Raw genomic sequence first — 21,950 nt, forward strand, 5'->3', positions numbered from 1 at the left:
ACTTATAAATTCTATTTAAGGTATTGGTTCCATATTTTTGATATAAATATTGTATGATAAGTTAATCTAGTGTGAAAATATATTTTTAAGCATTCAAGTAATTTCAATAAAAATCATTTTACATTATAATGTATTTATGCGAGGGTTAATGTTATGAACTATCCTAATAAGAAAAAACAAGTCGAAAAAGTTAATAACTATGCAAATTTAGGCATGACATTAGAATCTGATATTGAAGTTACCAATCAATACTATCTAACCCACAATATTGCAGTTATTCATAAGAAACCAACTCCGATTCAAGTCGTAAATGTTTCATACCCTGCAAGAAATAAAGCTAAAATCACCGAAGCTTATTATAGAACACCTTCTACTACTGACTTTAATGGACTTTATAAGGGAAAATATATTGACTTTGATGCTAAAGAAACAAACTCTAAAACATCATTTCCATTTGCTAATATCCATGAACATCAAATTCAACACTTAAAGGATGTTTTAGATCATGGTGGTATTGCTTTCTTAATTGTTGGTTGGAAAGTATACAATGAATACTATTTACTTCCATTTACAGACTTACTTCCATTATGGGAAGAGAGTCTAAAGGGTGGTAGAAAATCACTACCTTACAGTTTCTTTAAAGAAAAAGGGATAAGAATCCCTTTCTCATATCAACCTAGATTAGATTATTTAAAAGCAGTTGATCAATTACTTTAATGATTGAGTTAGTAAGATCAACTGTTTTTTTATGCCCAATGCAGCGATAAAACTAATAATTGAGCTTGAAAATACATAAGGTAGATTATATATAAAGAATGAATAAATCCACATATTCATACCCTCTGGTGTATATTCTGCCCAAAATAATACGCCGGCAAAACCATGACATAACCATCTTAATAAGAATGCCAGCATGAATGTTAAAAATAAATACTTAACATCTTTTAAGGCTTTATCTTTAAATACTGCACCACTTAAACCTACTAGAGCAAATGGAATTAAATAATCAAGGAAAATACTACCCCAGTGAATAAAATATCCATCTACCATCCATGAAACTGTACCATACACTAAACCACCTAAGATTCCATACTTATAACCAAGTAGGATACCAATAATCACTAATGGTAGTGTATAAATACCAAATACTGATCCACCATTTGGAAACTCAAGATTGAGACCCGGTGTCAGTTTAACAAGTAATCCAAAAACTATTGCTAATGCAGCTAGTATGGATGTTAAGACAAGTCTACGTAAGACTTTAGTCATTTCTTCTTCCTCCTTAAGAATAAAAAAATTCTTCGGGATACCAAAGAAAGTTATTTTTTCAAGATAACTTTTCCTACGCTGGTATAACCCAGATCAGGTACACGGGTCGATGTAGAATTCCATCCTCTCAGTCAATCCAATTGACTCCCCGAAGTGATCATAAGTATTGTAGCATATAAAATAAAACTGACAAAATCTTATGCTCGATTTATTCGAAAATAATTAAAAATAATTTTTTGTAATTTTATTGACAATGAGGATAATTGATAATATAATGTTGGTATAAGAGGTGATAAATATGAGTATTACATGGTTTAATGGTGAACCGAAAGAAATCGTAGTCACATTAACTCCTATTCATCTAACAATCAATAAACCTGGAACTCAGTTTTTCGAAACAGCAAACCAAGTTATGTTAGGTTATGATGAAAAAAATCAATTACTTTTCATTAAGCCACTTTCAAAGAATGAAGTATTGCGTGGAGATATTCCAGAACACACAAGGTATAATATTAGTATCAACACATCCTATGGTCGTATAACGAACAAAGCTTTTATTACTAAAATCTCAAGTTTATTCAATTTAGAACTCACTGATAAAGGATCAAAATTTAGAGGCCAATGGATTAGTGGACAAAATATGTTAGAAGTTTCATTAAAGGAGGTCTTGTAGCCCTATGTCAGATGTAATGATTTGGTTCTGGTTAGGTGTTTTCATATTCGCAGTAGGTATTGAGTTTGCAACGACAGAATTTGTAAGTGTCTGGTTTGCAATATCTGCCATACCGACATTAATTATTTCAATTTTCTATCCTACGATGATCTGGTTACAAATTATTGTATTCTTCAGTATAGGTTTCATCTTAATGGGATTCACTAGACCAGTATTGGTTAAGTACTTCCGTCGTAATGTTGTTGATACAAACGTTGATTCATTTATTGGTAAAGTTGCAATTGTTGTTAAAGAAATTACTGAAATAGAAAATGGTAGTGTTAAATTTCAAAGTGATATTTGGACAGCAATGTCAAGTGAACACATTGAAGTTGGTGAACAAGTAAGAATATTAGCTATTGAAGGTAACAAATTAATTGTTACAAAATTAAATTAAAAAGGAGATTATAAAATGAGTGGAATAGATGTTTTCTTAGTAGTATTTATCGTAGTACTTGTTATAATTGCTTTAATTTTTATTTCTGGTTTCAGAATTGTAAATCAGACTAAAAAGTATATTATTGAACGTTTTGGAGCTTATCATACTACATGGGGTGTTGGTATTCACTGGTTATTCCCATTCGTAGATAAAGTTGTTGCGATTGTTAACCTAAAGGAATTGGTTAAAGATTTTGATCCACAAGCTGTTATTACTAAAGATAATGTAACAATGCAAATTGACACCATTGTCTTCTATCAAGTAACTGACCCTAAGCTTTATGCTTATGGAGTTGAAAATCCGGTTTCAGCAATCGAATTCTTAACTGCTACTACGCTTCGTAATATCATTGGGGACTTAGATTTAGATGCAACATTAACATCACGCGATATTATTAATACTAAAATGCGTGATATTCTAGATGAGGCAACAGATAAATGGGGTATTAAAGTTAACCGTGTTGAAGTTAAAAATATTATGCCTCCAAAAGAAATCCGTGAATCAATGGAAAAACAAATGCGTGCAGAACGTGAACGTCGTCAAACAATTTTAATTGCTGAAGGGGAAAAACGTGCGAAGATCTTAGAAGCTGAAGGTATTTCAGAGTCAACAATTCTTAGAGCTGAAGCCGAAAAACGTCAAGTAATCTTACAAGCAGAAGCTGAAGCTGAGCAAATTGAAAAATTAAAACGTGCTGAAGCATTAGGGATTAAATTAATCAAAGATGCTGGTGCTGATGAAGCAGTTTTAAAGATTAAAGCTTATGAATCTTTAGCTAAACTAGCCGAAGGACAATCAACTAAGATTGTTGTACCTTCAAACTTAGCTGAACTTGCAGGGGTTGTAACTGCATTATCAGAAACAGTTCAAACGCCAACCAAAAAAACTAAAAAAGAATCTGCTGAATAACAAAATTAGGTTATGAGAAATCATAACCTTTTATTTTAGGTATTTAAAAAAAAGGACTATTTCTAGCCCTAATATAAAATCTCTTTTACTTTATCATTTGTTAAAGATGTAAGAATTGATTTAACTAATTTAATGGTATTTTCAATATCTGTTAAATCAGTAACTTGATTATTTGAACCACTATATCTTACAGGGATTCCAATTGTAATACTCGCAGCTCCACTTTTTGCTAGTGCGACTTGTGAAGCATCTGTTGATTCATTTTGAATGAATGTTTCTTGGTATGGTATATTATTAGATCTAGCAATATCAAGAATATAATTTCTAAAACCATGATGAGCAATTAACCCTGCATCATAGAATACAATTTGAGGTCCCATACCTAATTGATTACCAGTTTTATCAAGTCCTGGTACATCACTTGCAGTTAGTGCTTCAATATTGATACCTAAATCTGGTTCTACCATGTAGGCAGTTGTTTTACTTCCTTTCAATCCAACTTCACCTTGTGTTGTGAATGCAAATGATGCTTCAACATGCGTTTTATTTTTTTTCTTTAATAATTCTAATAAAACAAGTACAGCAACTCTATTATCTAATGCCTTACCAGTAACCAAAGAACCATTTAACTTTTCAAGAGGTTGGTATAAAGTAATCATATCACCAACTGAAATACCAGCTTCAATTGCTTCTTTTGCTGATTTAAATCCTAAATCAATGTATAAAGATTTAAGATCTGTTGCTGCATAATTTGATGCTTGTAAGACACCAATAAATTTACTTTTCTTTGAAGTTACTAATATTTTTTGATTGATTAGAGTTACCACATTAAGTTTTCCTACAGTTTGAAACTTAATAAAGCCATCTGCTGTAATTTGGTTAACCATCATACCAACTTCATCGATATGTGCAGTTAATAAGACTTTAGCACCACTACCTTTTGTATAAACGAGTGATCCTAAGAAGTCTTTTTTAGCTTCTTCTTTTAATTCATTTTGAATATAAGTTGACACTTCTTTTTCATTAGATGTTATACCGTTTAATTCACTTAAGGTTTTTAAACTGTTAAAAAGTTCACTCATTTGTTGATTCTTCACTTTCTTTGATTTCTTTTTCTTTAACTTGTTTAGTTACTTTAGGTAACTTTAAAGCTTTTAATCCTGAGAGTACTGCAATTAGTAAGAATAATCCAACAACAACTAATTTAATGATTAATTCAACTTGAATTGATTTACTATCAAGAATTAAACCACCAAACGCAATTAACAATAGGTAACCAATTAATTTCCATGACTTAATGTTAGTTTCTTTTTTGGTTTCAAATAATAAGACAACAATCCCATGAAAAACAATTAAACTTCCTAACCAAATATTTGGTGCAATATTATATGAAGATAATGAATCTACAAATTCTGGCAGTATGAATCCATAAAGTGAAATCACAATTATAAGAATAAATTCTGCTAATTTTAAGTACTTTAAATTCTTCTCATTCTTCTTAAAATCTTTGAATATATACCATGCACCACCGACAAGTAAGAGTAAGCCAGTGATTAATTTATCAAAATTTAAATCAAATAAATCTTGGGTAAGTGGCGTTGCAAATAAAATTCCTAATGCTAACATTAATCCTGAAAACACAAATAGCAAAATTGATTTAGTTGAAAATACTTGTTTATCTGTCATTTTTTTATACCTCGCTTTGATTATAGCAAAAAAGCAATAAAAAAGCCTAAGAAGCTGTGAGAATCTGGTAAGTTAAGGTGGGTATTTCCTTGTCCATACATCGGGATTCCAATGAATTGGCATTCAACTCCAGTATGGTTCAAATTCCCTTAAAAATCAATTTGGGTTCCACGGGTGCTTCCTAGGTATCTTTAATTTACATCTATTCTATTTTTTTGTCAATGAAAACAGCTTTCATTTCAATTTATTTATTAATAAATTGGTTAAATCTTTGGATAAATCTTCACGCTCTAAAGCAAAATCTATAATAGCTTCAATATAACCAATTTTTGATCCAATATCGTAGCGTTTGCCTTCCATATCCATTGAATAAACCTTCTCAAAATCGATTAATCTAAGTATTGAATCCGTCAATTGAATCTCACCACCAGCACCTCTAGTTTGGTTTTTTAGTAATTCAAAAATTTTAGGTGTTAAAACATAACGACCTGAAATAGCAGAATTGGATGGTGCTTTACCTTGTGGTTTTTCAACAACACCTTTTAATTCAACAATTGGTTTTGATGCATTATCTGATGGAATACAAATACCATATAATTTGGTATCACTATCTGGAACTTCTAATGTGCCTAAGATCGTTGATTTTTTCTCATTAAATGCATTAATTAATTGTTTAAGTGCCGGTTCTTTCTTAGACACATAAACATCATCACCTAATAATACAGCAAATGGTTCATGACCAACAAAACTTTCAGCTTGTAAAACTGCGTGACCTAAACCTAATTGTTCTTCTTGAATGGTATAAAATATTTTTGCCCCCATTGAAGTTGTTTTAATTAGATTTAAATCTGACATTTTATTTTTTTCAATTAAGAATTTTTCTAAATCAGCATTTTTTTCAAAATATGAAGAAATAGCTCCTTTATTTGTTGAAATAATAATTAAGATTTCTTCAATACCTGATTTCACTGCTTCTTCAACAATGTACGATAATGCTGGTTTGTCAATAATTGGTAACATTTCTTTTGGTACTGCTTTAGTAATTGGTAAGAATCTAGTACCCCAACCTGCAGCTGGAATCACAGCTTTTTTAATCATATTTGTTGCCCCCTTCATAATAGACAAGAATTCTGACATAAGTCGCGCGATAAATCATAGCGTTAAGTAATACATCTCTAACTTTTTGTTCGATTGCAAACTTAGAATTTGTAGATCGAACCGATACTCTTGCAGCAAAATAATCTTCATCATCTAAATCTTCTAAACGCTGAACATAGTAAAGTTTAGATAAAGCTTGGATATCTTCTAAACTCTTGAATGAGAAGATAATTGAAATAATGATTTCTTTATTTTCTAAATCAATTTCATTTAATAATTCAGTTAATGCTAATGCTCTTGCGACAATATACTCATTTTTATGGAAAAATGTTGATTCATAAATTTGTTTATTTTTATCATAAACAATTTGGCTATAAACCTTAGTGTGGAATAATGATTCTAAGATTACTTTGAACTTTTCTGCACGTTTAGCGTGTTTATGATAAAACTCTGTGTATACCATGATGTTTGTTCCATCATACGTATATGCAGTAATCATAAAGTGTTTTCGGTTTGAATAAAATAGAATTTCATGTAAATTCTTTTCAAACGTTTCAACGGATGCTTTAAACTTATACATACCAACTAAGTTGTATGTTTCATTATAGACAAATGGTTCGTAAAACTCATTTGCATAGACAAAACGATTATCTGTTGAGTCATAATATTTATAAGCACGATATGCGACTCTATTTAGTGATGCAAACTTTTCATATACGATATCAAAGGCACCAAGTAGTGCGAAAACTGCTGTAAAAATGATCTTTAATGTGAATGAAATTTGTGCAATCCACAAGACAAAAATCATTGGAATAAATAGGAACATTATCCCTGTCCTAAACATGGCTGTGAAGCCCTTTTTATATAAAATGAAGGTGAGCATAAATAAGGATACTACACCATAGAATGTAAACATTTGAACGAGATTATAGTTTAGTAAATCAATGTAGATATTTTTAAGTTCATTAATAAATAAGAATATTGCTGCAAAAAGCATACCAAGCGTTGTGAGTTGTCTAATTCTTAAGTACCAAACCTTTGTATAAAGCTTCTTAGTTTGGGGCAATCTAACATAGTTTTTCATCTCTTGACGATAGCCATAAAACGGCCAATAACTACCGCGGATTGAAATTCTTAGTGGTGACGTATCATCATCTTTTAAAATCTTTTCTAAGTAAGTTTCAAAATTAGCAAGCGGGTTCAAGATAATTGTTAATGTACCAATAGCTATGATTGCGTGTTGGTAATCTGGAAGTAAAATCAAAAGTGCAACAATAACCACTGAATAGATAGACATGACAGTTAATTTAGCTAATCCTGAGAATAAATACACCATAGCAAGTACTAAAGTGATAACAGCAAAAACACTGTATATAATTGAGTGAGATGGATCCATTAACGGAATAACTACAGTAAATGATATAAGTAAAATTGCAGTTATGATTAAACTAATGAGTAATCTTTTTTTCATGCTTTGCCCTATGCTTATTAAGTAATAAAACTTAATAACATTATAGCACAAAATAGCACAAAAAAAGTGGTTTATCGACCACTTTTGATTTGTTGTAAGTATGGTTAATTACTTAGCTAAATTTTCTAAAGCCGCAACTAATTCAGCTTTCTTTAAACTTGAAAAGCCTTCTACGCCTTTTTCTTTAGCGATTTCTCTTAATTCTGCTACTTTTAAGTCAGCATAATTAACTGCTGGAGCAGCTTCAACTTTAACTTCAACTTTAGCTTCAGCTTTTACAGCTTTTGGAGCAGCTTTAACTTCTGCTTTTTTAGCATATTTAGCTGGGTTTGCAATTGCATCTTTTGCTAATTCAACATATGAAGTGAATACAGCTGGTTCAGTGATTGCTAAATCAGCTAATACTTTTCTGTTTAAAGCAACATTTGCTAATGATAAACCGTGAATTAATTTAGAATACTTGAAACCGTTTTGTACTGCAGCTGCATTGATACGAGCGATCCATAATCTTCTAAAGTTTCTCTTAGTTTGACGACGGTCGCGGAATGCAAACATTAATGAGTGCATTACTTGTTCGTGAGCTGTACGGTATAAAGCATGTTTTGAACCAAAATAACCTTTAGCTAACTTTAAAATCTTTTTTCTTCTTCTACGTGTTTGTGGGCCACCTTTTACTCTTGCCATGGTGTCATCCTCCTTACTTCATATTAGCGATTAAACGTTTAATTCTCTTTGCATCTGTTGCATGAACTGACGTTTCACCCGCTAATTGTCTATTTTGTTTTGTTGTTTTTGATGCTGCTAAGTGGTTTGAATATGCTTTATGACGCATTAATTTACCTGTACCAGTAACTTTGATGCGTTTCTTTAAACCACTGTGTGTCTTTTGTTTTGGCATGTTGTTAACCTCTTTCTTAATTTTTGCTTGGTGCGACAACACCGATTAATGTGTTGCCTTCTAATTTTGGTTGAGCTTCGATGACTACATTATTTAAAGATTGGATAAACTTTTGAACTTGTTGCATACCTAAATCTGAGTGAGTAATCATACGACCTCTAAAACGAAGTGTTACCTTCACTTTATCACCAGAATCAATGAACTTTTGTGCGCTCTTTAATTTGGTGTCGAAATCATGTTTATCAATTGTTGGAGATAGTTTGATTTCTTTAATCTTTACGATGTGTTGATTCTTACGCATTTCTTTTAGTTTCTTTTGTTGATCGTAACGATATTTTGAGTAATCCATAAGTTTCGCAACCATTGGTTTTGAATCTGGAGACACAACGAAAATATCTATCCCACGATCATTTGCAATTGCTAAAGCTTGATTGCGATCGAATGTACCTAACTTCGTACCTTGTTCATCAATAACTAAGTATTGACCATTTGGAATGAATTCGTTAACGAGTTCATTATTGTTATTAGTAGGTTTAGTAAAACCTGCTCTTTGTGGTTTTATATTTAACCACTCCTTTCAATTATTTTGGTAAGTGTTAAATAAAAATAGCGAGTATTGTAGAATACCCGCTAAGCACTAATATCAAAAGTATTGAAAAATTATGCTGTGCTATTTACCCAAGGATGGACCATCAGGTGAGAGGGTATCTCTTCTTTTCACAATTACCATAGTGATTATATATGATGTTATATACTTTGTCAACAAAAAGCATACACTTATTATAAATAAACTACAAATTTCGATTTATCACACAATTTATGAAAACTGACTCATAAATAATTGATAATACTGACCTTCTTTGGCCATTAACTCATCATGAGTTCCTTGTTCAACAATATTGCCTTGACTCATTAATAGAATCAAATCTCCATGACGAATTGTAGATAATCTATGTGCAATTACAAAACAAGTTTTACCTGTCATTAATTCTTTCATAGCACTTTGGATGTTAATTTCGGTATAGGTATCTACATTAGAAGTTGCTTCATCTAAGATTAATATTTGTGATTTTGAAAGAATAGCTCTGGCAATGACAATTAATTGTTTTTGACCTTTGGATATATTAATGCCATCATCAGAAAGAATAGTTTCATAACCTTCTGGAAGATGTGAGATATAGTGATGAATTCTTGCTTTTTTAGCAGCTTCAATCACTTCTTCTAGTGAAACATCACCATTACCATACTTGATATTCTCATATACAGTTCCTTTAAAAATCCAAGTATCTTGTAGCACCATTGAAAATGCTTTTCGGTAATAACTTCTTTGATAATCAGTAATTGGTACACCATCGAGCAAGATTTCTCCAGAATTAATTTCATAATATCGCATGAGTAAATTAACTAAAGTTGTTTTACCTGCTCCTGTTTCACCTACTATTGCAACCGTCTGACCAGGTGCTGCTTTAAATGAAACATCTTTTAAAATCATTTGATCAGGATTATATCCGAAGTTAACATGCTTAAATTCTATTAATCCTTGATTAATGCCTGTTGTAAGTGCATCGTCAATATCTTTCTTTTCATCATCTTGGTCAAGGACATAAAAGATACGTTCAGCTGCAGCGAGTGCAGATTGAATATCAGCAACCAAGTTACTTAATTGATTAATTGGACCTGAAAAACGTTTTGAATACAACATAAAACTTGAAAGATCACCAATTGCGATTTTGCTTAATACTACTAGTATCGAACCAGCAGTTGCAACTAATGCTGTACCAAAGTTATTAATAAAGTTAACGGAAGGACCCGTCATTGTTGAATAATATCCCGCTTCATAGCTCTTATTTTGAGCATCCTTATTATGGGCTTCAAATTTTTGATAAATATTTTCTTCTTGTACATAAGATTGGATGGTTTTTTGTGCAGAAATCATTTCTTCTGCAAAACCATTCATCATACCAAGTTGTGTGTTTCTTGCTCTTAATTTCTTCTTAATAATTTTTGATAATGCTGTTGTAATAAAGAATGATAAAGGAATTGTAATAAAGTAGATGAGCAGTAATAATGGAGAAACAATAATCATCATTACAAATGAGACGACTAAAGTGATTGCTGAGGTAATTAAATTGAGTACATCAGCCGATAACGATGTAGAAATTGTGTCAATATCATAACTCATACGAGAGATAATATCACCAGTTTGATTGGTGTCAAAATATTTAACAGAAACTTTAGTCATCTTATTAAATAAGTCTGTTCTCAATTTATAGACAACACTTTGTGCCATCTTAACTAAGGCAATTGATAAAAAATAATTCATTAAAGCAGATGTTAAATAAAATGAAATCATCAATGTTGCTAGAGTGAAAATATTTGAAAAATCAATTGCAGTATGTGTTTCTGTGAGTGTCATTTCATTAATCATTAAACCGGTTAAATATGGTCCAATTAATGAAAGAGCATTAGCCACAATCGTTAAGACAATACCAATAACTAATCTGAATTTATAGTAAGATAGGTAATACCATAAACGTCTAATAGTTGCTTTTTTATTCTTTGCAACTTGAGAACCATCATTTCTTGAGCGCATGCCACGACCTTGATTCATGCTCATAAGGCATCTTCTCCTAACTGATGGCGAACAAGTGTTCTATAATGTTCGTTTTCTTGCTTTAAGGTATGATGTTTACCCTTTGCAACTATTTTTCCATCTTCCACTAAAACTATTAGATCGGCATCTTTAATTGATGCAATTCTTTGAGCCACAATAATCTTTGTCGTATCATTTAGATTCTTTTTGATTGCACTTCTTAAATTTTTATCTGTTTTATAATCAAGTGCGCTAGATGCATCATCTAAAATTAAAATTTTAGGTTTAGCTGCAACTGCTCTTGCAATTAATACTCTTTGACGTTGGCCACCTGAAATATTGGTTCCTCGTTGAGCAACTTTATAATTAAAACGGTCTGGCATAGAATCAATAAATTTAGCCTGTGCAATATCTTTTGCCCACTCAATACCATCATCATCAATACCTCTTGAGAAAGAAATATTTTCAGCAATCGTATCAGAAAAAACTAAATCATTTTGTAAGACTAATCCAATATGACGACGAAGATCATTTTTTTTAAGATTTCTAATATCTTCACCATAAAGTTTAATTGATCCTTTTTGTGGATCATAAAATCTCATCAATAAATTAATTATTGTTGTTTTACCAGATCCAGTTGAACCAATAATACCTAATGTTTCACCTTGATTTATTTTAAAGTCGATATCTTCTAAGTGATCTTCTCTACCGTGATATGAGAAAGTCACGTGATCAAATGATATATGAGGACCTTCTTTAATTTCAATATCTTTCGTGCCATCTAACATTTCATTTTTCATATTTAAAACTTCTAAAATACGTTCAGCAGATGCAGATGCTTTTGAAATTTGAATAAAGATTCTTGTAATTGAAGTCATTGCATTTAGGATTAATGTAAAGTAAGTAATTAATGCTAAAATTTGTCCTACCTTAGTTTCACCACTTGAAATTCTAAATGCACCAAATACTAAGACAGCCACTAATCCAACATTCATTAAAATATCAATTAATGGTCTAATCTTGTTCATAGTGATAACTGCTTTGACTTCTTTTTTAACTGTCTTTACATTTTCATCACTAAATCGTTTACTTTCATGGGCTGTCATTGATAATGCACGAATAACGCGAACACCTGTGATGTTCTCTCTTAAAGTTCTAATTAAATGATCAACTTGAACTTGAATATCAGCATATAGTGGTTGACCCTTTTTTGTGTAAAACCAAACAATAACTACAATAAAAGGTAATAAAGCTACCATAATAAGCGTGAGTGGGATATCCATAAAGAGCGACATGATAATACCACCAATTAAAAGTAATGGTGCCCTAATACCTAATCTTTGAAGCGAACCAATCATGGAATATAAGTTATAAGTATCTGTGGTAATTCTTGAAATGAGTGACGTTGTCGTCAATTGATCAACTTGAGATGCAGTTAAATGTTCAATCTTATAAAAGAGTTCACTTCTAACATCAGCAACTGCTTGACTTGCAACTTTTTCTGCACTTCTATTGGCTAGAATATTAAACCACCAACCAAGGAGAGCAATACCTAACATCAATAATCCAATATAGTAAATCATGGCATGATCAGAAGGTGTGACATAAGCTAACACCTCATCAATCATATATGCCAATAAAAAAGGTAACAGTAAATCTGCTACAGTTCCTAGTGCTTTAATAAATAATGAGAAAATAACTTGATATAGGTATTTCCCCATTTTTTGAAAGATGAATATCATATAAATTAACCTCTATATGATATTTTATCATATTATGAAAGGTGCTCAGTATATTTTTGATATATTCCAGAAGCTAATAATTGATAATTTGTAACATACTCAAATTGTGGAATATATGTTATACCTTCTGCTGTTTCAATCTTAACATATGTATTTAATAAGACAAATTGATCATCTGGTATTTCAATCACTAAACTATCAGTTGAGTAAACGAAATCTACCTCATTTGGACCTATATAAACATGATAAACCATTTCAAACCCAACCATGCCGATGTAAATTTTATCAAGTCTAGGTTTATCTGATACTTTAGAGGCCTCATAACTAAACCAAGGGAAATATTTATTATTATCTAAATGATAATCTAAATATAACTCCCCTAAATAAAGTTGATATGTTTCGTTATTTGTCGTAAGTTTTATATTAAAATTCTGAACATATAATCCACCTTCAATATGTGGTAATTTAAATTTAACTCGATAACCATAATAAAGCTTTCCATCAAGTACTTCATTATAATCTTTTACAATTCTAAAGTCTTCAATTGGAAATTTAAAAGTTAAATCATTATTTTGCATATAACCAGTTGTTTCATGATTTACGAGCATAAAATCTTCTTGATCAGTAAAGTAGAAAAAATACCCATAGTCTCCACCTCGTGTTTCATAATAATGTGATTGGGTAATCACTAAGATTTCAGCAGGTTTATTTTCATCTTCTTCCGCTTTATTTATGTAGTTTATATAAATATAAATACCAATGACAATTATGACTAAAAACAATATACTAGATTCCAATATATTTTTCATATTGGTAATACCTCAACTTTATGATAATAAGAAGTGATGACAAAGATTTCAAATCCACCTTTATTAATTTCATGCCAAAAGAAATACTCTTTAGCAACACCATTTGTAATTAAACCTTCACCTGCGATAAATGCAATTAATTGAGTTCCAGGTTCAACTGACACCTCAACATTAAGTGCTTCGGTTGATTCAATCAAATGTTCTTTCTTATATTCATAATTTAGATTTGATTCTAATTTACCGCTAAAAACTTTACCTTTCCCAGTGCCTTCTGTTTTAATACCACCAGATGTTTTAAGTGTATAACCATCTACTTCTTTTTTGGTAGCTTTATATGATAGTTTAATTGGAGACTTCCCGTTATTGTAATAATGAACTAGTGTCTCTGCAACAAACTTTATCTTTTGGTCTTCAAAAGCTGTATAACTGCTCCATTCAAACATCTTTCTATCGACCTTACTGTAAAATAATTCATAATCTTTATCATCATATTCACTTAAATATTTTACAAATCCAACTTTAGTTGTATCTTCAAAATTAAGATATGCAAAACTACTTGGTGTAAATAAAATGTATAAGAGTATGAAACTTGATATGGTTAATATTTTTCTCATTTTTTTCCTCCTACCCTATAGTAGAAAGAATGATTCTTTTTTTCTTTTATAAAGTAGACAAAAAAAGAACTTAACCTTTTTTGTTAAGTTCTTCGTTCTAAAATTTATTTTACTTTTGCTAAATAACTTTCAATTTCATCAATTTCTTTGATAATGTCAGCAGATAAATTGATGCATCCATTTTCAGTCAGTAAGATATTATCTTCAATTCTAACACCAATACCATCCTCTGCTGAGTATAGTCCTGGTTCGACAGTTATGACTTGTCCAACTTTAAATGGTTTTTGTGGGTCAGTAACATCGTGGATATCAAGACCTAAGGCATGTCCTAATGAATGATAATATACTTTGCCAAGTTCAGACTTATTTTTGATTAATCCAATCTTAATAGCTTCTTTGGCAAGTAAGTCTTTACCTAACTCATTGTATTCAAATTGTGTCATACCCGCTTTAGCAACTCTAATAACTTCTTTATTAACATTTAAGACTGCTTGATAGATTTCTCTTTGGCGCTTACTAAATTTACCACTTGCAGGATAACATCTAGTAATATCTGATGAGTAGTAATTTTTTCTAGCACCTAAGTCAAATAAAACAAGATCATCTTTGCCGACTGGCATGTTATTCTTCACATAGTGAAGGATTGTTGCATTCTTACCTGATGCAATAATTGAATCAAAACCTGGTTTTGAATCATTCATGTTTAATGCATAGTTAAATTCTGCTTCTAATTCATATTCATTTTTAACTTTCATGACATTATCTAATAATCTCTTATGTGCAATGACTGAAACACCAATCGCATTTTTAATTGCTTCAACTTCAAAGTTATCTTTAGAACCTCTTAAGTCAGTTAAAATTGGATGTGAGTTTAATACTTGAATATGTGGATATTTAAGTTTAAAAGCATTCGCTTCTTTTTCGCCCATTAATGGATCATCTTCAAAAGATAAACGTTCGATATCAAAGTAGACAGATTCTAATGTTCCATATAATGCTTTTCTTGTTGGTTGGAATAAAGTTCCAATGAATGAGTTAAGGGTTGCGATATCTCTAACATTTTCTACTGGTAATTCTGCAATTTGTGCGGCTTTTTCAAATGAAAGTGATTCACCTACCCATAAAGCTTCAACTGGATCGATTGCTTTAATAAATAGATATGCGTCTTGTTGTTTTTCTGATTTAGCTAAAATTAAGACTGAATTTTCTTGGTCAATACTAGATAGGTACCAAAAGTTCTTATTAACTGTGAATGCATAATAAGCATCATTTGATAAATGTGGTGCACGGCCAGAATAGAAAATTGAGATACTTTGTGATTTAGCTTGTTTGAAGTAATTGGATCTTCTCTCTTGTAACATGTTAATTCTCCTTATATTTTTTCTATGATTTGGTTCACTTCATCAAGTAAAGTGTTAAGTTTGTTTTGTGCATCTAATTTAGATTCACTTCTGACTGAGAAATAAATCTTAAGTTTTGGTTCTGTACCGGATGGTCTAAAGATAATATAACCATCTTTATTTTGATATTTTAATACATCAGATGGTGGTAATATCACATTATGCGGATTTACATAACCATCTTTATAATCAATAGAATTCTCTACTTTGAATGACGGTATATTTAAGCCATTTTTTCTAAAGTATGTAAGGATTGCATTAATGCGTTTTGCACCTTCAATACCTTTTAATGAAATATTCTTTGTGTATTCAATATAGTATCCAAATTTTTGATAGATTTGGTCTAAATAATCGATTAAAGTTAAACCGCGTGTTTTTAAAACATTAACGATTTCTGCTAACATGAAGACTGCTTGAACAGCATCCTTATCACGTACGAAGTCTTTAATTAGTGAACCATAAGATTCTTCAGCACCGAATAAATATTTTGATTTACCTTCGATTAGTGATGCTTGTTCACCGATGAACTTAAAGCCTGTTAAGGTTTCACCAACTTTTTGGTTGAAACTATATGCGATTTTTTTAATTAAGTCTGTGGTAACAACTGTAGTGTAAACAAAACCTTCTTCATAAGGTCGTTCACTTAATAAATAATAAAGCACTAAGGATGCTGTTTGGTTACCATTTAAGATATGATATACACCATCTTTTTTAACCGCAACACCTAATCTATCCGCATCTGGATCTGTCACAAAGATTGCATCTGCATCGACCTCTTCAGCTAGATTTAAGGATAGTTTATATGCTTTATCTTCTTCAGGATTTGAACTTTCGGCATTTGAAAATGCCGGGTCTGGAATCATCTGTTCGTTAACTGGATAAACTTCATACCCAACTTCTTTTAAAAGTTTTGGTACAACTTGACTTCCAGTTCCATGCAGTGGTGAATAAACAATTTTAATATTTTTTATTGTATTGTGAACAGTAATTGATTTAACTTCTTGAAGATAGATTTCATCAAATGACGCATCTATATATTGGATTAAATCATTATCAATCGTTGGAATGCCAAACGGAGAAAATACTGTATTAATTTTTGAAGTGACATGATCTGCTTGTTCTGGTGTTAATTGTGCACCGGTTTCATTATAAACTTTATAACCATTATATTCTTTGGGGTTATGAGACGCAGTTAACATGATACCAGCAGATGCCTTAAAATATCTAACTGCAAATGACAGCATTGGTGTTGGTCTTAATGATTTAAAAAGAAATGATTTAATGCCACATGCTGCAAGTACCATAGCAGCTTCCTTAGCATATTCTTTTGAACCAAAACGGTTGTCATATGCAATAGCTACGCCATTAAGCTTATTTTCTTGAAGTAAATATTTAGCTAAACCTAGGGTTGCTTTTCTAATAGTATATTGATTTACACGGTTAGTACCTAAACCAAGAATACCTCTAATACCACCAGTTCCAAACGAGATATCTTGATAAAAAGATTCTTCGATTTCTTTTGGATCCATGTTTTTTAGAGTTTCACGTTCTTGATTAGTTAAACTAGGTTCATTTAACCATGTTTGATAAACGTCTAGATATTGCATAATTTCACCTCAAATTTTTAGTAAAAATAACCATAAGGTTATTTATTTTTATTATAAATATTTAATAATCCTTTTAAAACTAGTCTAGAATCTCTGACTAAATCAAGTCTAATATGTTCTTGAAGCAATCTAGATAATCCACCAGTTAAGATAATTTTGAAAGGTTCTTTGACTTCTTCTCTAATACGACCTACCATACCTTCAATCATGGTTGCTGTACCGTAAATAATTCCAGATTGAATACATGAAATTGTATTTGTTCCAAGAACCTTATTCGGAGCTTTAATTTCAACTTCATGAAGTAGTGCAGTATTTCCTGCCAATGATTTAATTTGAATACCAATTCCCGGAGAAATGACAACTCCTTGAATGGTTCTGTTTTTAACATAAATGAATTTGTTAGCAGTACCTAAATCAATGATTAGAGTTGCATCATTATTCTCAATACCTGCAGCATCAGCAATTAAATCTGCACCAACTTCTTTTGGGTTATCAGTTTTAATTAAAACACCAGTTTTAGTTCCTGGTTGAATAATCACTGGTTGCAAATTAAAATACTTCTCAGCAATTTTAACTAACGAAATGGTAACTTGAGGCACAACAGAACCAATAACAATTCCAGTAATATCTATATGTTCGATGAATGGTTTAATTCGAATAAAATATTCATCTGGTGTCGAATTAACATCTGTCATCATTCTGAAAGTTGAAATAATTTGTTCCCCATCAGAAATTCCAGTATATAAATTTGTGTTCCCTACATCAAAAAGTAAGATCATAATTATTACCTCAACTTATATTTTACCTTGTTTTTTCCATTTTATATAAAATGGATTACTTTTTCTTTCATTTCTGATCGTTGAAGATTCATCATGACCAGGATAAATTTTTGTATCACTTGGTAATTCATCAATGAGTTTTAAGATACTTCGCTTTAAATCGTATATATTTCCTGAGTATAAATCATGACGTCCAACACTATCTTTAAACAGTGTATCACCCGTAAATATATAGTTTTCGAAGAGAAATGAGACTGAACCCTTGGTATGTCCAGGAGTTGAAATGACTTTAACAACTTTATCTGAAAGTTGGATAACATCACCATCTTTTAATAAGTGAAGTTTTAAATCTTTTCTCTTAAACTGTCTTTTTTCTTTTTCTTGGTTATAACCATTGTATTGGTCTTCAAAAAGTAATGCAGCATCATCTTGATGAATGTAAACAGGAACATCAAAATTATGCAATAAATGCACATGATCAGAATGTGCATGCGTAACTAATATACCGTCTAACATTTGGTCACCTAGCTTTGCTAGAATTTGATCCAAACTATGAGCAGGGTCGATTAATAGACAATGTCCATATCGACATATTAAGTAGCTGTGGGATAGCTCTTCAGTGCCTTTAAATTGATATAACATAGGTTTTTAAATAGAAAAAAAACTATCTTTGATAGTTTATTTCTTTTCTTTATGAACGGTATAAGTTCTTGAATGTGGACAATACTTTCTCATTTCTAAACGATCTGGTGTTGTCTTTTTATTTTTAGTAGTGTAATAATTTTCATTCCCACATTCAGTACAAACTAATTTGACTAATTCGCGCATGAAACTTCCCTCCAAACTTGCATATTAAGTATAACAAATAAAGTCTTTTATTTCAACATAAAAATCTATGTATTTGATAAATGAATCTCGTAATCACATACTTCCTCATAAAAACTCTTTTCATGAGAAACCAAAATGATTGTACCTTGATAATTAATTAAAGCTTGTTTTAATGCTTCTTTAGCATTTTTATCTAAGTGATTTGTTGGTTCATCCAAGATTAAAACATTTGATTTATAGTCTCTGGTTAATGCGAACTTAACCTTTGTTTTTTCTCCACCAGACAAGGTTTTTAACGGACGATTTGCCATTTCAAAATCGATACCAAAACTTGCAAGTACACCCATCGTTTGTTTTCTTTCATACTCCGGGTTTTCATTATGAACAAGTTCAAATGGTGTCTTCTCACCATCTAGTTTAATATCTTGTTCATAATAAAGAATATCAGCAGTATCAATCCAAGAAAATGAACCTCCTAAAGGCTCTAATTGGCCCATAATCGTTTTAATAAATGTTGATTTACCAATACCGTTTTTACCTGTAATAGCTACTTTATCTCCCTTAACTATTTTAAAATCTAAGGGTTCGACTAAAACACTTGAGTAACCAATTTCTAAATCTTTAACTTTTAAAACATCACGACCAGTTGGAGAAGCATTTTTGAATTCAATTCTTAAATGTTTATCAGTTAATGGTTTAGAAACTCTAACAACTTTTTCTAACATCTTTCGACGAGATTTTGCCATGTTTGTCGTTGATGCTCTAGCAATATTTCTTTTAATAAAGTCTTCTGTTTTAGCAATAAACTTTTGTTGGTTTTCGAAAGCTTTATTTTGTTGTTCGATACGTAATTCACGTTCCTGTAAATAGAACTCAAAATTACCTTTATATCTTGAAATTTGAGTACCTTCTAATGCAAATACCGTCTTAGCAATACTTCTTAAAAAATATTCATCATGTGATACTACAATAAAAGTTTTAGGTGTTTTATTTAAAAAATTAATTAACCAGTCAATGTGCTTAATATCTAAAAAGTTAGTTGGCTCATCAAGTAATAAGACATCCACATCTTGAAGTAAAAGTTTACCCAAAATGAGTTTAGCTCTCATTCCACCAGATAGTGTATTGATTTTAGAATCCAGTAAGGATACATCTAAACCCAACCCATTCATGACATTCGAAATTGTCGATGAGATTGCATAGAAATTATCTTTTTCTAATTCTTCCTCGAGCGCGTGCGCGCGTTTCAATATCTTATCGTATTGTGATTCTGCTGCTGTTGCAATTGATTCATATAATTCTTGTATCTGTTTTTCCTTTTCAAATAGAGGTAAAAACACATCGTAAAGATAAGTTTTAACATCGGACTTTGGATCAAGTGTTGCATATTGATCTAAGTAACCAACTTTTTTATAGTTTACCCATTCGATTGTTCCTCTATCAGGAGATAATGATTTACTCAAAAGTTTTAAAAGTGTTGATTTACCTGCACCATTTGGTCCAACTAAAACTGCATGTTCACCTTCAAAAAGACGCATACTAGCATCTTTATATAAGTTTTCTCCTGCATATGAAAATGTTAGATTATTTACTTCTAATAAACTCATTTAATACCTTCTTTTAATACTTCCTCTAACTCATTATAAGGAATCACAACATAATCCCAAACTTTAGTTTTAGGTGTTGTGAATTTTATTTCATTTTCATCATATTGGTACATGAAAGGTCCTTCACTTGGATAAATAATTACTAATTTTCTTCCAGGTAGTTTAGAGAACACAGTTTGATCTGTATATTGAACCTTTCCACTAAATCTTTTTTCCCAAATTATTTTTGAATTAAATTTGAATTTTACATTTGGTTTAATCTTTAAAAACTTTACATAATATGATTGCTCGTTAAAGGTAAACTTGGGATGATGTCCATTCTCATCAAGTTTTCCGTATTGTTCTAATATGTTTTTAATTTGTTGGACAATGAGGTGATCTTTTTCAAGTTGTTTACTAACAAAATAATATGTTAAATATATAGCAACTAAAATGACAGCACCAAAAATAATAAAATATAATGGATCCATTAAATTTTCACAACCTTTACATCAATTAATTGATTTCCCTTAAATGTATTTATATAATGATATCTTCGATCATCATTTAACAGGTTATCTAAAAAGTATCGAATGTTATATGAAACACCTAGATTTTCAATATCACATAACCAAGATGGAGTCTTCCATTCAAGAATGCCCTCATCAGTTGAAATTGGTGTTTCTAAAATAAAATCAGAAGGTAATTCAACATAAAAAATATGCATTCCATTATCATATGCTTTAAACTCATCGTTCCAAGTAAGGATTCCTTTATCTTTGACTTGGGATGCTTCAACTTTAATACCTGTTTCTTCTAGAATTTCTCTCATGATACACTCAAGTGGAGTTTCATTTTCTTGTCGTTTTCCACCAATACCATTCCACATTCCCATCCAAGGACTCTTTAGACGATTCATCATCAATATTCGATCGTTTCTTTTAATAAAAGCTAATGTATATTTGTATGACATAAATAATTACCTTCTTACCTCAAACATTATAACATTATTACATAATAATTCATAAAAAAATAGAGTTTTATCTACTACTAATTATCTAAAAATGCGCCAATTTTTGACAATTAGATAACAGCCATAAAACTCTATTTTGTAATGGGCCTCATGATATGTATTGTTTAGGGAGAATACAATATTGGGAGGCAGTCTCAGAGGGGAGAGCTCTAAGACGATTAAATTTATAGTTTTTCTTTTAGTAGTTGATTTTTAACAGGTTAAAAAGAACCTGTAAAAATCAATTTTAAAATACGTAGTTAGGTGGTATAATAATTGCAGTGATTAAGGATTCACTGGACCAGCAGGTGGTACCCAATCTGGTGCTTCAATATCTTTGTATCCAACAGCAGTTGCCTCATGCTTATCAACAAACTTACCAGAAGTTTGGAAAGATCCAGTTACTAAGAATGCTGCCAAAATCACTAATGCAACGATTGATAATAGTTTTTTCATCAAAATCACCTCATGGCTATATTTTACAAAACAATTAATAAA

General features: G+C 30.9%; 25 protein-coding genes, 1 pseudogene and 1 riboswitch. Of the genes and pseudogenes, 4 read left to right on the forward strand and 22 right to left on the reverse strand.

Annotated features, from left to right (window positions below):
• Positions 1–153 precede the first annotated feature (153 nt).
• The gene (gene recU, locus PG914_RS05405; protein ID WP_488822692.1) at positions 154–717 is read left to right on the forward strand and encodes a Holliday junction resolvase RecU; all 564 of its coding nucleotides are present in this window, start codon (positions 154–156) and stop codon (positions 715–717) included.
• On the opposite strand, the gene PG914_RS05410 is transcribed toward recU, so the two are convergent.
• The gene (locus PG914_RS05410; RefSeq protein ID WP_488822693.1) at positions 709–1,269 is read right to left on the reverse strand and encodes an energy-coupled thiamine transporter ThiT; all 561 of its coding nucleotides are present in this window, start codon (positions 1,267–1,269) and stop codon (positions 709–711) included. The genes recU and PG914_RS05410 overlap by 9 nt on opposite strands.
• A gap of 53 nt (positions 1,270–1,322) precedes the next feature.
• A riboswitch (TPP riboswitch) is annotated at positions 1,323–1,430 on the reverse strand.
• 137 nt (positions 1,431–1,567) lie between these two features.
• Between PG914_RS05410 and PG914_RS05415 the strand changes: the two genes are divergently transcribed.
• From PG914_RS05415 to PG914_RS05425, 3 genes are read left to right on the forward strand one after another with little or no spacing between them, the layout of a single operon-like run.
• Positions 1,568–1,942 (forward strand): hypothetical protein, encoded by a 375-nt coding sequence (locus PG914_RS05415; RefSeq protein ID WP_488822694.1) that lies wholly within the window; start codon positions 1,568–1,570, stop codon positions 1,940–1,942.
• 4 nt (positions 1,943–1,946) lie between these two features.
• A complete protein-coding gene (locus PG914_RS05420) occupies positions 1,947–2,378 on the forward strand; it encodes an NfeD family protein (RefSeq protein WP_488822695.1) in 432 nt (143 codons plus the stop codon).
• A gap of 15 nt (positions 2,379–2,393) precedes the next feature.
• Positions 2,394–3,329 carry an SPFH domain-containing protein gene (locus PG914_RS05425; protein WP_488822696.1) on the forward strand — a complete coding sequence of 312 codons (936 nt, stop codon included), beginning with the start codon at positions 2,394–2,396 and terminating at the stop codon, positions 3,327–3,329.
• Positions 3,330–3,397: 68 nt separating this feature from the next.
• On the opposite strand, the gene PG914_RS05430 is transcribed toward PG914_RS05425, so the two are convergent.
• The 21 genes and pseudogenes from PG914_RS05430 to PG914_RS05530 form a co-directional block, all read right to left on the reverse strand.
• A complete protein-coding gene (locus PG914_RS05430; protein WP_488822697.1) occupies positions 3,398–4,411 on the reverse strand; it encodes a M42 family metallopeptidase in 1,014 nt (337 codons plus the stop codon).
• The gene (locus PG914_RS05435; protein ID WP_488822698.1) at positions 4,404–5,015 is read right to left on the reverse strand and encodes a hypothetical protein; all 612 of its coding nucleotides are present in this window, start codon (positions 5,013–5,015) and stop codon (positions 4,404–4,406) included. Before PG914_RS05435 ends, PG914_RS05430 begins: the two co-directional genes overlap by 8 nt.
• Positions 5,016–5,249: 234 nt before the next feature.
• The gene (locus PG914_RS05440) at positions 5,250–6,113 is read right to left on the reverse strand and encodes a UTP--glucose-1-phosphate uridylyltransferase (RefSeq protein ID WP_488822699.1); all 864 of its coding nucleotides are present in this window, start codon (positions 6,111–6,113) and stop codon (positions 5,250–5,252) included.
• The gene (locus PG914_RS05445) at positions 6,106–7,584 is read right to left on the reverse strand and encodes a hypothetical protein (protein WP_488822700.1); all 1,479 of its coding nucleotides are present in this window, start codon (positions 7,582–7,584) and stop codon (positions 6,106–6,108) included. Before PG914_RS05445 ends, PG914_RS05440 begins: the two co-directional genes overlap by 8 nt.
• A 108-nt stretch (positions 7,585–7,692) precedes the next feature.
• Positions 7,693–7,920, reverse strand: a complete 228-nt coding sequence (locus PG914_RS05450) for a Rho termination factor N-terminal domain-containing protein (RefSeq protein WP_488822722.1) — start codon at positions 7,918–7,920, stop codon at positions 7,693–7,695.
• A pseudogene (gene rplT / locus PG914_RS05455) lies at positions 7,912–8,268 on the reverse strand (50S ribosomal protein L20); the annotation flags it as partial. The gene PG914_RS05450 and the pseudogene rplT, both read right to left, overlap by 9 nt.
• Positions 8,269–8,281: 13 nt before the next feature.
• Complete coding sequence (rpmI, locus tag PG914_RS05460) at positions 8,282–8,482, reverse strand: 50S ribosomal protein L35 (protein ID WP_488822701.1); 201 nt, start codon at positions 8,480–8,482, stop codon at positions 8,282–8,284.
• Positions 8,483–8,498: 16 nt separating this feature from the next.
• A complete protein-coding gene (gene infC, locus PG914_RS05465) occupies positions 8,499–9,044 on the reverse strand; it encodes a translation initiation factor IF-3 (RefSeq protein WP_488822723.1) in 546 nt (181 codons plus the stop codon).
• Positions 9,045–9,299: 255 nt separating this feature from the next.
• Complete coding sequence (locus tag PG914_RS05470) at positions 9,300–11,099, reverse strand: ABC transporter ATP-binding protein (RefSeq protein WP_488822702.1); 1,800 nt, start codon at positions 11,097–11,099, stop codon at positions 9,300–9,302.
• Entirely contained in the window at positions 11,096–12,817 is a 1,722-nt protein-coding gene (locus tag PG914_RS05475; RefSeq protein WP_488822703.1) for an ABC transporter ATP-binding protein, read from the reverse strand. The genes PG914_RS05470 and PG914_RS05475 overlap by 4 nt, the downstream gene beginning before the upstream one ends.
• A 32-nt stretch (positions 12,818–12,849) precedes the next feature.
• Entirely contained in the window at positions 12,850–13,626 is a 777-nt protein-coding gene (locus PG914_RS05480; protein WP_488822704.1) for a hypothetical protein, read from the reverse strand.
• Complete coding sequence (locus tag PG914_RS05485; RefSeq protein WP_488822705.1) at positions 13,623–14,240, reverse strand: hypothetical protein; 618 nt, start codon at positions 14,238–14,240, stop codon at positions 13,623–13,625. Before PG914_RS05485 ends, PG914_RS05480 begins: the two co-directional genes overlap by 4 nt.
• Positions 14,241–14,344: 104 nt before the next feature.
• Positions 14,345–15,601 carry an aminopeptidase P family protein gene (locus PG914_RS05490; protein WP_488822706.1) on the reverse strand — a complete coding sequence of 419 codons (1,257 nt, stop codon included), beginning with the start codon at positions 15,599–15,601 and terminating at the stop codon, positions 14,345–14,347.
• Positions 15,602–15,612: 11 nt separating this feature from the next.
• A complete protein-coding gene (locus tag PG914_RS05495) occupies positions 15,613–17,247 on the reverse strand; it encodes a phospho-sugar mutase (protein ID WP_488822707.1) in 1,635 nt (544 codons plus the stop codon).
• 38 nt (positions 17,248–17,285) lie between these two features.
• The gene (locus tag PG914_RS05500; RefSeq protein WP_488822708.1) at positions 17,286–18,026 is read right to left on the reverse strand and encodes a type III pantothenate kinase; all 741 of its coding nucleotides are present in this window, start codon (positions 18,024–18,026) and stop codon (positions 17,286–17,288) included.
• Positions 18,027–18,041: 15 nt separating this feature from the next.
• The gene (locus PG914_RS05505; RefSeq protein ID WP_488822709.1) at positions 18,042–18,668 is read right to left on the reverse strand and encodes an MBL fold metallo-hydrolase; all 627 of its coding nucleotides are present in this window, start codon (positions 18,666–18,668) and stop codon (positions 18,042–18,044) included.
• Positions 18,669–18,704: 36 nt separating this feature from the next.
• Entirely contained in the window at positions 18,705–18,854 is a 150-nt protein-coding gene (rpmG, locus tag PG914_RS05510) for a 50S ribosomal protein L33 (RefSeq protein WP_488822710.1), read from the reverse strand.
• 65 nt (positions 18,855–18,919) lie between these two features.
• Positions 18,920–20,461 (reverse strand): ABC-F family ATP-binding cassette domain-containing protein, encoded by a 1,542-nt coding sequence (locus PG914_RS05515; protein ID WP_488822711.1) that lies wholly within the window; start codon positions 20,459–20,461, stop codon positions 18,920–18,922.
• On the reverse strand, positions 20,458–20,931 hold the full coding sequence (locus PG914_RS05520) for a hypothetical protein (RefSeq protein WP_488822712.1): 474 nt from the start codon (positions 20,929–20,931) through the stop codon (positions 20,458–20,460). Before PG914_RS05520 ends, PG914_RS05515 begins: the two co-directional genes overlap by 4 nt.
• The gene (locus PG914_RS05525; RefSeq protein WP_488822713.1) at positions 20,931–21,413 is read right to left on the reverse strand and encodes an NUDIX hydrolase; all 483 of its coding nucleotides are present in this window, start codon (positions 21,411–21,413) and stop codon (positions 20,931–20,933) included. The genes PG914_RS05520 and PG914_RS05525 overlap by 1 nt, the downstream gene beginning before the upstream one ends.
• A gap of 324 nt (positions 21,414–21,737) precedes the next feature.
• Positions 21,738–21,908 (reverse strand): hypothetical protein, encoded by a 171-nt coding sequence (locus PG914_RS05530; RefSeq protein ID WP_488822714.1) that lies wholly within the window; start codon positions 21,906–21,908, stop codon positions 21,738–21,740.
• Positions 21,909–21,950 lie beyond the last annotated feature (42 nt).

It is taken from the genome of Acholeplasma sp. ORD1043, from assembly GCF_057808485.1.